Origin of the sequence: Coleofasciculus sp. FACHB-712 (assembly GCF_014695635.1) — a bacterium.
GTDB lineage: Bacteria > Cyanobacteriota > Cyanobacteriia > Cyanobacteriales > FACHB-T130 > FACHB-T130.
The window spans coordinates 1-10,956 of record NZ_JACJOQ010000235.1; the positions used below are offsets into that span (position 1 = coordinate 1).

The 10,956-nt window shown below is 48.2% G+C and carries 11 protein-coding genes; 6 read left to right on the top strand and 5 right to left on the bottom strand.

From position 1 onward, the window contains the following. Positions 1-31: 31 nt before the first annotated feature. Positions 32-262, top strand: a complete 231-nt coding sequence (locus H6F50_RS06765; RefSeq protein WP_190427812.1) for a hypothetical protein — start codon at positions 32-34, stop codon at positions 260-262. On the opposite strand, the gene H6F50_RS06770 is transcribed toward H6F50_RS06765, so the two are convergent. After that, entirely contained in the window at positions 259-1,458 is a 1,200-nt protein-coding gene (locus H6F50_RS06770; RefSeq protein WP_190427814.1) for a phosphoglycerate kinase, read from the bottom strand. The two genes, H6F50_RS06765 and H6F50_RS06770, sit on opposite strands and share 4 nt — an antisense overlap. Positions 1,459-1,635: 177 nt before the next feature. On the opposite strand from H6F50_RS06770, the gene H6F50_RS06775 reads away from it, so the two are divergent. Together H6F50_RS06775 and ylqF are read left to right on the top strand one after the other, a co-directional pair. After that, positions 1,636-2,058 carry a universal stress protein gene (locus H6F50_RS06775; RefSeq protein WP_190414380.1) on the top strand — a complete coding sequence of 141 codons (423 nt, stop codon included), beginning with the start codon at positions 1,636-1,638 and terminating at the stop codon, positions 2,056-2,058. Positions 2,059-2,135: 77 nt separating this feature from the next. Continuing rightward, on the top strand, positions 2,136-2,999 hold the full coding sequence (gene ylqF / locus H6F50_RS06780) for a ribosome biogenesis GTPase YlqF (RefSeq protein WP_190414381.1): 864 nt from the start codon (positions 2,136-2,138) through the stop codon (positions 2,997-2,999). A 47-nt stretch (positions 3,000-3,046) separates the two neighbouring features. Here the strand turns inward: ylqF and H6F50_RS06785 are convergent, their stop codons facing one another. After that, positions 3,047-4,570, bottom strand: a complete 1,524-nt coding sequence (locus H6F50_RS06785) for a protein kinase (protein ID WP_190427828.1) — start codon at positions 4,568-4,570, stop codon at positions 3,047-3,049. A gap of 529 nt (positions 4,571-5,099) precedes the next feature. Here H6F50_RS06785 and H6F50_RS06790 point away from each other — a divergent pair. Continuing rightward, complete coding sequence (locus H6F50_RS06790; RefSeq protein ID WP_190427816.1) at positions 5,100-6,710, top strand: adenylate/guanylate cyclase domain-containing protein; 1,611 nt, start codon at positions 5,100-5,102, stop codon at positions 6,708-6,710. A gap of 131 nt (positions 6,711-6,841) precedes the next feature. Here the strand turns inward: H6F50_RS06790 and H6F50_RS06795 are convergent, their stop codons facing one another. Further along, the gene (locus H6F50_RS06795) at positions 6,842-7,099 is read right to left on the bottom strand and encodes a hypothetical protein (protein WP_190427818.1); all 258 of its coding nucleotides are present in this window, start codon (positions 7,097-7,099) and stop codon (positions 6,842-6,844) included. 14 nt (positions 7,100-7,113) lie between these two features. Between H6F50_RS06795 and H6F50_RS06800 the strand changes: the two genes are divergently transcribed. Further along, positions 7,114-8,766, top strand: a complete 1,653-nt coding sequence (locus H6F50_RS06800; protein ID WP_190427820.1) for an adenylate/guanylate cyclase domain-containing protein — start codon at positions 7,114-7,116, stop codon at positions 8,764-8,766. A gap of 8 nt (positions 8,767-8,774) precedes the next feature. On the opposite strand, the gene H6F50_RS06805 is transcribed toward H6F50_RS06800, so the two are convergent. Beyond that, positions 8,775-9,947, bottom strand: a complete 1,173-nt coding sequence (locus H6F50_RS06805; RefSeq protein ID WP_190427822.1) for a glycosyltransferase — start codon at positions 9,945-9,947, stop codon at positions 8,775-8,777. A gap of 270 nt (positions 9,948-10,217) precedes the next feature. Here H6F50_RS06805 and H6F50_RS06810 point away from each other — a divergent pair, with 270 nt between their 5' ends. Then, positions 10,218-10,628, top strand: a complete 411-nt coding sequence (locus H6F50_RS06810; protein WP_190427824.1) for a VOC family protein — start codon at positions 10,218-10,220, stop codon at positions 10,626-10,628. A gap of 52 nt (positions 10,629-10,680) precedes the next feature. On the opposite strand, the gene H6F50_RS06815 is transcribed toward H6F50_RS06810, so the two are convergent. Then, the coding region (locus tag H6F50_RS06815) for a pentapeptide repeat-containing protein (RefSeq protein ID WP_190427826.1) at positions 10,681-10,956 on the bottom strand (276 nt) is incomplete at its 5' end.

Sequence of the window (10,956 nt, forward strand, 5' to 3'; positions counted from 1 at the left end):
CAGCATCTCGCCCTTGGTTCCTTAGCGCCGTATGTACTCCAATTTAGCTAGCGATCGCTCTAAGCGCTACCGTTTCGCTACCACCCCGTCAGGTGTCCACTCTATTTCACTTAATACTGAATACAAGCGATCGCCCTCTCTTTCCCAACAAACGCGATCGCTCTCTTTGAGAAGGACAGCGAAGCAATATACCCCAAAAAGGGTAGAGACGCGATTAATCGCGTCTCTACAAGAATTTTATTTGTTTACTCTTAGAACTTAGGCATCATTCAACGCCGCAATACCAGGAAGTTCCTTCCCTTCCAGCAACTCCAGACTAGCGCCACCGCCAGTCGAGATGTGGCTCATTTGTTCGCCCAAGTTCAACTGTTCCACGGCTGCCACCGAGTCGCCACCGCCGATAATGGTAGTCGTCCCGCTCTTAGTGAGATCGGCAAGAGTCCGCGCGATCGCTTCCGTTCCCTTGGCAAATTGCGGAAACTCGAATACTCCCATCGGACCATTCCAGATTACCGTCTTGCAATCAGCAAGCGATTCCTGGAAGAATTTCACCGAGTCAGGACCAATATCCAAACCCATCCAACCATCGGGAATGGCGTCAATGCTAACTGTTTGAGCATTGGCATCAGCAGCAAAATTATCTGCAAGGATGACATCTGTCGGCAATAGCAGTTGAACACCACGCTCTTTCGCCTTCGCTTCCAAAGACTTCGCCAGTTCTAACTTATCTTCTTCCACCAGCGACTTCCCGACACTTAGCCCACGAGCCTTGTAGAAGGTAAAAATCATGCCGCCGCCCAGGATCAGCTTATCGCACTTATCCAGCAGCGTTTCGATGACGCCAATCTTGCTAGAAACCTTGGAACCCCCGATAATTGCTGCCAAAGGACGCTGAGGACTTTCAATCGCGCTTTGCAGATACTGGAGTTCCTTTTCAATCAAGTACCCCGCCACCGATGGGCTGAGATACTTGGTTACACCTTCTGTAGAAGCATGAGCGCGGTGAGCTGTTCCAAACGCATCATTCACATATAAATCGGCAACTGAAGCCAGTTTTTTAGCGAATTCTGGGTCATTCTTCTCTTCTTCCGGGTAGAAGCGGACATTTTCCAGCAGCAGCACGTCGCCATCTTGCATCGCCCCCACCTTGGCAGCGACATCATCACCGATACAGTCGTCAGTCTTGACAACTTCTTTACCCAGCAATTCAGACAGGCGCTTTGCCACCGGCGTCAGGCGGTATTTATCATCGACACCTTTGGGACGCCCAAAGTGACTAGACAGAATTACCTTAGCGCCTTTGGAAGTTAAATCCTGAATTGTCGGCAGAGCTGCCCGAATGCGAGTATCGTCAGTAATGTTGCCATTGTCCAGCGGTACATTAAAATCCGCCCGTACCAGTACCCTTTTGCCGGATAAATCGGATGCCGATAAATTTGCTACAGTTTTCTTGGACACAGCGTAAACCTCCTAATTGCGTCTTTTTATACTCTTCACTAGCAACCGCGTGTCACTGGTCGTTTGCCCTTTTCCCTCAAAAGCTAGATAGACCAAACCAAATGCAGGGGTAAGGTTATTTCTAGCTCTCTAGCCGTCCACATTTTACAAGAGTTGGGGTTTCTACAGGAGCGTGCCATGTTCAAGACTGTTCTGTTTCCTGTCGATCAAAGTCGAGAAGCGCGCGAAGCGGCTGATGTCGTTGTGAATGTTGTGCAAAAGTATGGTAGTAAATTAATTTTGCTTTCGGTGGTAGAAGAACCCAGCCCAGAGCCAGAGGTGTCGCCGCTAAATTCAGATGCTGCAATGACATCGCCAGAAGCAGTCGCCGAACTGCTCAAAACAGCTCAAAATTTATTTGCCGATCAAGGCATCCAGTCTCAAACGATTGAGCGTCAAGGCAAACCAGCTTTTACCATCTGCGATGTTGCTGACGAAATTGACGCCGATTTAATTGTGATGGGCTGTCGAGGGCTGGGTTTGACTGAAGAAGGCATGACTGACAGCGTCACGAACCGGGTAATTAATTTATCTCCTTGTCCGGTATTGATTGTTCCTTAGTCAAAGTTTAGATTTTGGATTTTGGATTTTAGATTCAATCTAAAATCTAAAATCTAAAATCTAAAATCTAAAATCTTATGACGACTCCTTCAATTCAGTGGTATCCCGGACACATTGCCAAGGCTGAGAAAGCGCTTAAAGAACAGCTCAAGCGTGTGGATGTGGTGTTGGAAGTGCGAGACGCCCGAATTCCCATCTCTACGCACCATCCCCGCGTGCCAGAGTGGATAGGCGGCAAGGCAAAGGTATTGGTACTTAACCGCACGGATATGATTTCTCCCGCAGTCCGGCAACTGTGGACTGAGTGGTTTAGGGATCGGGGGGAAACGCCATACTTCACAGATGCCCAGCATGGGAAGGGGGTTGCAGCAGTGGCACAGGCGGCGCAGGCAGCGGGTGTAGAGATGAATCAACGAAGAAGCGATCGCGGGATGCTTCCTCGTCCAGTCCGTGCCGTTGCGATTGGGTTTCCTAATGTGGGCAAATCGGCGCTTATTAATCGTTTATTAGGAAAGCGAGTGGTAGAAAGCGCGCGTCGTGCGGGTGTAACGCGCCAGCTGCGCTGGATACGCATTTCCGATGAGATTGAACTTTTAGATGCCCCTGGCGTTTTGCCTTCCAAGTTAGAAAATCAGCCTGCTGCTTTAAAGTTAGCGATTTGTGATGATATTGGTGAGGCGTCTTACGACAATCAACGAGTGGCATCTGCGTTAGTCGATTTGCTCAAAACGCTCAACGCCCCCGATGCCGATTTATTTCTATTGAAGTCTTTACAGTCTCGCTACGGAGTGGATCCCACTTCGTTCGCAGGCGACGAATATCTACAAGCTGTGGCAGATGAACGCCATAAAGGCGATGTAGAGCGCACAGCACGACAGCTATTAAATGATTTTCGCACGGGTTTATTAGGTGCGATTCCCCTAGAATTGCCGCCAGTCTGAATAGCAAAAGCTCCGGACAATTAAATGTCTTGGAGTAAGAACTATTCCTATTTAGAAGGACAGGTATTTTTTGTCCGACCCTTCCAAATCCAACCGGAGACTGGAGAATTAATTTCTATCCAGCCACCTTCTTCTTTTCCAGTGACAGAGACTTTGGTTCCTGCTTTCACAACATCCCCTGTTTTCTTTCGTCCATCCACAGAGCGGACATTGGATGAACTAAGAACAACAACACAAGTGTTTTTCACTTCATTTTTAGCTGGCGCAGTAATTTGATTTTTAGCCGTTTCAGGAGAGGACGGGACTTGACGACTTGCAAAAATTACCCCAATTGCAATGACAAAGATAGCAGTGCTTGCTCCAATTAATAGCGGCAATTTGTTAGGAGATTTAAGTCCAGAATCCAGGCTGGACGACGAACTAATCGGAGCTGGGGCGGGATTTCCAGGAGCAATTGTCACCGTGTTCTGCGTGACGGGGGCGCTTGGGGGCGTTGCTTCATCTGCGACGCTAGCCGGAGAATCCACTGTCTTTTCCGATGAATTGCCTGTAGCAATGGTTACGGTATTGTCCGTAGGGGGCGCGATCGCTGGGGTGGAAATAGGAGCAGGAGCGTTATTGGGCGAGACGTGGGGATTGGTGCGTTCTTGGAGCGATCGCAGTGCCTTATTTGCCGACACAGAACCGTCTTTCCAGTAACCGCGCACCTTCTGTCCCAAGACTGCGGCGATCGCTGCCGGGGAATTCGGATTGGTTAGGGAAGCAAGCGATCGCAATGCCTCGGTTGCTGACTGGTAGCGGAATTTGAAGTAGTGGCGTACCATCTGGCTCAGGACAGCGGCTAACCCATCGCTAACTTGAGCCAAGTGCCGCCAGAGAATCTCCCCGCTGTCGGGATCTTCTGCTAATTGCCTGGGATTCAGCCCGGTCAAGGCTTGGATACCAATCATGCCCAGTGCGTAAAGATCGCTGCTAGGGCGGGGTCTGCCTTGTCCCTGTTCGCTAGGCATATAGCCTGGGGTACCAATCGCAACCGTCTCATTCATCCCTTCTTGAGCGATGACGGATTGCATCTGCACCTGTTTGACGGCACCAAAATCTACCAAAACTAACTTCTTATCGGAAGAACGGCGAATTAAATTATCCGGTTTGAGATCCCGATGAATCACCCCGTTCTCGTGTACAAATTCCAGAATAGATAATACTTCAGACAGCAGTTGAATCACCTGACTTTCGCTCCACTGCTGTCCTGGTGGCAGTTCTACACTTAGAGGCTGTCCGTCGATAAATTCCTGCACTAAGTAAAACTCTTCCTGCTCCTCAAAGTAAGCTAACAGCCGGGGAATTTGGTCGTGGTTCCCCAACTTTTCCAGAGTTTCTGCTTCGCTATTAAACAGGCGTCTCGCTGTTTGTAAAAATTCGGGATTGCTAGTCGCGGGTTTGAGGTGTTTAACAACGCAGGTAGGGTTCCCAGGTCGGCGAGTGTCTTGGGCAATGTAAGTATGACCAAATCCACCTTGGCCTAGCGCCTGGATCACCTGGTAGCGCTGGTCTAGTAATATGCCTATCATGGTGTCACTGCCCTGAGCTGAGGTAAACCGTTTAACATAATTGAGTTTTTCCAAAAAGGAAGCAGTGTCTTCCGGATGTTTCATCAGATATGCACGGATTGCATATCTGATGAAAGAGCTACCCCCTTTCAGGGAATCGCTCTCTCCCGCCGCACTCTTGATTGACTGCGTATGAAAACCGCACTTTCGCGTCTTCTCTGGTGCCCAGTTGTCAAGGCTTCGACGGTCTCGCTAAAACCTCGACCTGACATCGGGAACCAGCGAATACTATGATACTGTTGTTCAAGGAATGAGGGGTATGACCCCCCATTTTTATAAGATAAGGCTGAAGGGCGCAGAGGCATTAACGCTAAAACTCAAACGATTTGCCGATTAAGCTGCCCTAAGCGTGTAGCTTGGGCAGGGTTGCATAAATGCCTTTGAGAATGCCATAACCTTGAGGGGAAGTGAGGGAAACCAATCAAAAGCCCCTTACTTTGCTGAGTTTTTGCACGCCTCGTTCGCTTCGCTTCAAAAAGGGATAGGAGTCATGGCTGAACTCAATCTGCGTCTACGAGAGGGAGATACAGAAAGAACGATTACGGTGAATCGGGATGAATTTACGATCGGTCGTTTGCCAGAATGCAACTTGCATTTGCCTTTCGAGGGAATTTCCCGGTGTCATGCCCGCTTTTTGAAAACGCCTTCTGGGGCGTGGACAATTGAGGATATGGGCAGCAAAAACGGAACGCGATTGAATGAACGCCCTGTCATCTCGCCTCAACAGGTAAATCACGGCGATATTCTTTGGCTGGGAGATATTAGCCTGAATATTCTTTTGAGCCATCCTGCTCAACCCCATCTAACACAGCTGGTGGAACCCGTGGCTCAAGGAACCACCATCTTTCGCAATGTTCAAGAGCTGCAACAGCAGTGGATACAAGCGGAAGGGACGCTAGACGTAGTTAGCAATAAGGAAAAAGCGATCGCTCGTCTCAAAGATTTAGTGAATATCGCCAAGAATTTGAGCGCAGCTGAATCGATCGAAGCAATTTTCTACCAGGTGCAGGAAGTCGTTTTCCGCGAACTTCAAAGCATTGAGCGCTTGGCATTGTTAATCGATGTAGAGGGTTCCGGCAAACTAGAATTGCTGAATGCCGCCGCTAGAGATATTTTGGAACAACAGAATCTAACAGCAAATGGCAGTTGGATTAGCCGCACCATTTGTCAAAAGGTATTTGCCGAGAAAGTCGCAATTCAAACCGCTGATGCCCAGATGGATAAACGGTTTGAGGGGCAACAGAGCATTTTAGTCAAAGGGATCAAGAGCGCGATCGCCGTCCCGCTTTGGGATGAAAATAAAGTAGTCGGTGTTCTTTATGCCGATGCTCATCTTTCCTCTAGCCATTGGACGAAAGGAGGCGAGGAAGACCTCAGCTTTTTTTCGGCTTTAGCGAATCTGGTCGCATCCGCAGTCCAACGTTGGCTGTTAACGCGGAAACTGAGAAACGAAGAAACCATTCGGACTCGACTAGAGCGCTATCACTCCCCTGCCGTTGTACAGCATATTATGACCCTGGGGGCATTAGAGGATGGTCGTCTCACGCCTGCGGAGGTTGATATCAGCATTCTCTTTGCCGATATTGTTGGCTTTACCGCCCTTTCGGAACGGTTGAGTCCTACAGAAATTGCCCAATTACTCAATGATTTCTTCGAGGAAATGCTACAGGAGGTTTTTACTGCCGGAGGAACGTTAGACAAGTATATTGGAGACTGCATCATGGCATTTTTTGGCGCTCCTGAACCTCAACCGGATCATGCCGACCGAGCTTTCGCCGCCGCCAAAGGAATGCTGACTCGTCTAGAGAAATTAAATGCCGCTCGAGTCTGGCGCGAACCGCTGCAAATTCGAGTTGCCATCAACAGCGGTAGAGCCGTGATTGGAGATGTCGGTAGCTCTCAAAGAGTAGACTATACCGCTTTAGGAGCAACGATTAATCTAGCCTCCCGCATGGAAGGAATCTGCCCCCCTGGTGAATGTGTCGTCAGTGAAGCCACGTATTCATTGCTGAAGCGCTCCCAAGACTTGCAGACGGTAGGAGAACACCATTTCAAAGGCATAGACCGACCTGTCAGAGTTTATCAAACCAAGCGGCATTAAAGTGCTGGCTCCCCTCTGAGTTTTAGTGGAGCTAAAGGGCGGATTTTGAGTTTTCGGCTAAGACCAAGCCAAACCCTTTCTCGACGACGAAATCGAGGAGTTTATCGCTTCTCCTCACCAGCCCAAAAAATTTATTCCTCACCTTCCCCGTATCGGGGTGGGTTAGCCAGAGGTGGCAAGAGGTTGAGCAGAAGGTAAACCGAAAAGGAGCTGGGTGCGATTTCCCGGTCGTTGCGACCTATGGCAACACAGCGTATCATCTGTCGAAGGATTTCGTCAGAGTTAAGATGGTGGCAGTAATTGCCGGGAAAACGCATATATTTGTGGGTGCTTTCTTTGACTATTGCTTTGTCCAGGAGTTTTAGCAAGCCTTGTTCGCCTTGGTTCAAGGAGGTTTAGAGTCATGGCTGAACTCAAGCTGCGCCTACAAGTTGAGGAAAATGCTGAAAGCACCGTCACGGTGGATAAAGAGGAATTTATTATTGGTCGTTTGCCAGAATGCGATCTGTACTTGCCTTATTTTGAAATTTCCCGCTGTCATGCCCGGTTGTTAAATACACCGGATGGCGTGTGGGTAGTCGAAGATATGCATAGCACAAACGGAACGCGGTTAAATGACCGTCTGCTAGCAGCGCCCCAAAGAGTGAATCATGGGGATGTTATTCAGATGGGTCATGTTTTCATCCACGTTCTTTTAGCCAGTTCTCCTCAACAAAAAACTCAACTCAATCCCATCAATGCAGATCCGATCCCCGAAGAAGTGACGATTCTTCGCAATGCCAAAGAACTGCAACAGCAATGGATACAAGCGGATGATGAAGGGAGTAATATTGCGAATCCCCACAAAGCGATCGCTCGGCTGAAAGACTTGGTTGATATCGCCAGATGTCTGAATTCTGCCGAATCGATCGAAGCAATTTTCCAGCAGATACAAGAAATTGTTTTCCGCGATCTCATTAGTATCGATCGGTTGGCATTGTTGATTGATGTCCATTGTTCGGGGGAACTTGAATTACTTCAAGCAGCAGCGAGAGATATTTCTCAGCAGGAAAATCTCGCCGCAGATGGCAGTTGGATTAGCCGCACCATTTGTCAAAAAGTATTTACGGATAAAGTCGCCATTAAAACCGCTGATGCCCAAATGGATGAACGGTTTGAAGGCGAACATAGTATTTTAGCAAAAGGTATTCGTAGCGCTCTAGCGGTTCCTCTGTGGGATGAAAATCAGGTAGTCGGCGTTCTTTATGCCGATGCCCATCTTTCTTTTACCCATTGGAACAAAGGAGGCGATGAAGACCTCAGCTTTTTTTCAGCTTTAGCGAATTTGGTGGCGTCGGCGGTGCAACGTTGGCTGTTAGCAGAGAAACTCAGAAGCGAAGCCAACATTCGACACCGATTAGAACGCTATCACTCTCCTTCAGTTGTGCAGCATATTATGAATGTAGGAGGATTAGAAGGCGGTCGTCTTACCCCCACAGAAGGCGAAATCAGCATTCTTTTTGCCGATATTGTTGGCTTTACTGCGCTTTCGGAACGTTTAACTCCGACAGAAATTGCCGATTTGCTCAATAGTTTCTTTGAGGAGATGCTCAAAGAAGTTTTTGCCGCCAGAGGAACGCTAGATAAATTTATTGGAGATTGCATTATGGCATTTTTTGGCGCTCCAGAACCCCAGCCGGATCATGCCGACCGGGCTTTTGCCGCTGCTTGGGGAATGCTGGAACGTCTGGAGCGTCTGAATGCTCGTCAGTTCTTTCAACAACCGCTGCAATTGCGGATAGCGATTAACAGCGGTAAAGCGGTGGTTGGAGATGTGGGCAGCTCTCAGAGAGTAGACTATACCGTCTTAGGCGCTACGATTAATCTTGCCTCGCGGATGGAAGGAATTTGTCCCCCCGGTGAATGTGTCGTGAGTGAAGCCAGCTATTCTTTGCTCAGTCAACCGAAAGATTTGTTTCCGATGGGAGAGTACCGTTTTAAAGGTATTGACCGACCGATACGGGTTTATCAGACTAAGCGGCAGAGCGTTATCCACGATGGTATTCAGTCGGGTTAGAGATGAGATTAAACCTGGAACCCCATTTCTTGCAATCCTTGGCGGAGTCTAGCGGCTTCCTCTGGGTTGTGTTGCTCGTGAAGGGCGATCGCTTTCCCAAATGCTTCTAAACTTTCGATTACGTTCCCCATTTTCAACAGGGCAACTCCCAGATTTTGATACGCCTCTGCATAGTCTGGGTTCAGTTGAATCGCTTGGCGGTAAGCAGCGATCGCATCTGGCAGACGCCCGATTGCCTTTAATGCCATGCCCAGATTGTACTTTCCGACCGCAAAACTAGGGTCAATCTGTAAGGTCGTTTCATAAGCTTTTTGGGCATTAGTAAAATCCCCAGATGCTATCAACAAGTTGCCTAAATTGTTATAAGCCCCTAGTTTAAGTTTGGGCAGAATTGGCTGTTGAATGGCGACTTGATAATGTGTCGTCGCTTGTGCAAGATCGTTCACACGAGTATAGGCATTGCCCAGATGGTAGTGTAGCTCGTATAAAACAGAAGCATCGATCTGTGTTGATTTTAAGCCGCGCTTGAGGATTCCGATTCCCTTACTAATTTTCCCTGTTTCTATATAAAGCGCCCCCAATTTACAACAATCATAGGGATCGTTGGGATGGCTTGCCAGATAGCCTTCCATTGCCGCCTGCGCCCTATCGAATTTGTTTAAAGATGCGATCGCTCCCGGTTGATAGCCATAGTGCAAAATTGCGACATCCGACAGAGAAACAATCTGCCACTGGGGTTCTCGCTGCAACAATTCAGCAACCCTATCATCCACTAGAGAATGGTAAGGACGAGAAAAGCGCACGTCTGGGTGATTGCGAAATAGACGAGAAACTAGGGAATAGGGCGATTGGGATGCCCCAACTTCTTGACGAATCAGGTTGATAACGAGGTTGCGATCGCTTTCCATCGCTTGCTTCATCTGCGGCACAATTTCCGGTGTCAGCACTTCATCCGCATCCAGCACCAGCACCCAATCTCCCTGAACGTACTTCAACGACTCATTCCGCGCTGCTGAAAAGTCATTGCACCATTCAAAGTGATAAACCTTCGCCCCAAATTCTCTGGCAATTTCAACGGTTTTGTCAGTGGAGCCGGTATCCAGCACCACCATTTCCTCTACCACATCTTTGACACTATTCAAGCATTGTGGTAAAGACGATTCTTCGTTTTTAACAATCATGCAGAAGCTTAGCTTCATTGGACACCATGAACTGGCTTAAGGGACTCGTGGTTATTTTAAATGCGATCGCATCAAGCTAATTAAACAGTAAAAAAAGAATTCTTTTTTTGCCTGCCCTTCGGTAGATAGGGATCAAAACTTATATATTTTTGATGTGTAACAGCATACAAAATTTCGGCTCCTGGCTAAAAATTGGATTTCCTGCTCTGAACCAACTTGCAAAACGGGAGTTTATAATACATTTGTTCTTCCGAAACAGGGTAAACTTGTATGACCCTTGGTACCTTGAATCACCTAAGCTTGACGGTTAGCGATCGCTCGAAATCGGAACCGTTTTATAACGCAATTTTGGAATTCATGGGCTACCAGCAGGTGGAAAAAAATGATGAGTTTATTATGTGGTGGTCAAAGGATGTCGGGGCAATTTTGATTTATGCTGCGAATCCAGATTCCCCGAACAAACTACACGATCGCTACTCGCCAGGACTACACCATCTTGCCTTTAACGCCGACAGCCGCGAACAGGTAGATAACTTATACAACCTGATTCTTGAACTAGGCGCTACAATCCTCGATCCGCCAGCCGAATACAACCAGTATGCACCGGGCTACTACGCTGTCTTCTTTGCCGATCCCGATGGGATCAAACTGGAATTGGTTCATATGCCCAATCTGCCCTAGATGCTTTTTTGCTCGCTGGATCTTGCGGTTTCTAGGTGCCCTTCTGCCTGATTTACTGACAGCGAGGATGACGCCCTCCTTGCTTGCAAATCAAGCCAATTTGCTTGGCATCTAAATTTTTCACTTGAGAAAAATCGACGCCTTGAACACGAGCCAAGGATGCGGCATTGGGTGCCTCTTGAATGAATTGATCCGACTGCAAGGGTTTTGGGGCGGCAAAGGTTGCCCCCTTCAAATTAGCTCCTGCGAGATTCGCCCCACGCAGGTCTGCCGCACTCAGATTTGTGTTTTGTAAATTGGCATTTTGCAGCTGAGCCTGAGCGAGATT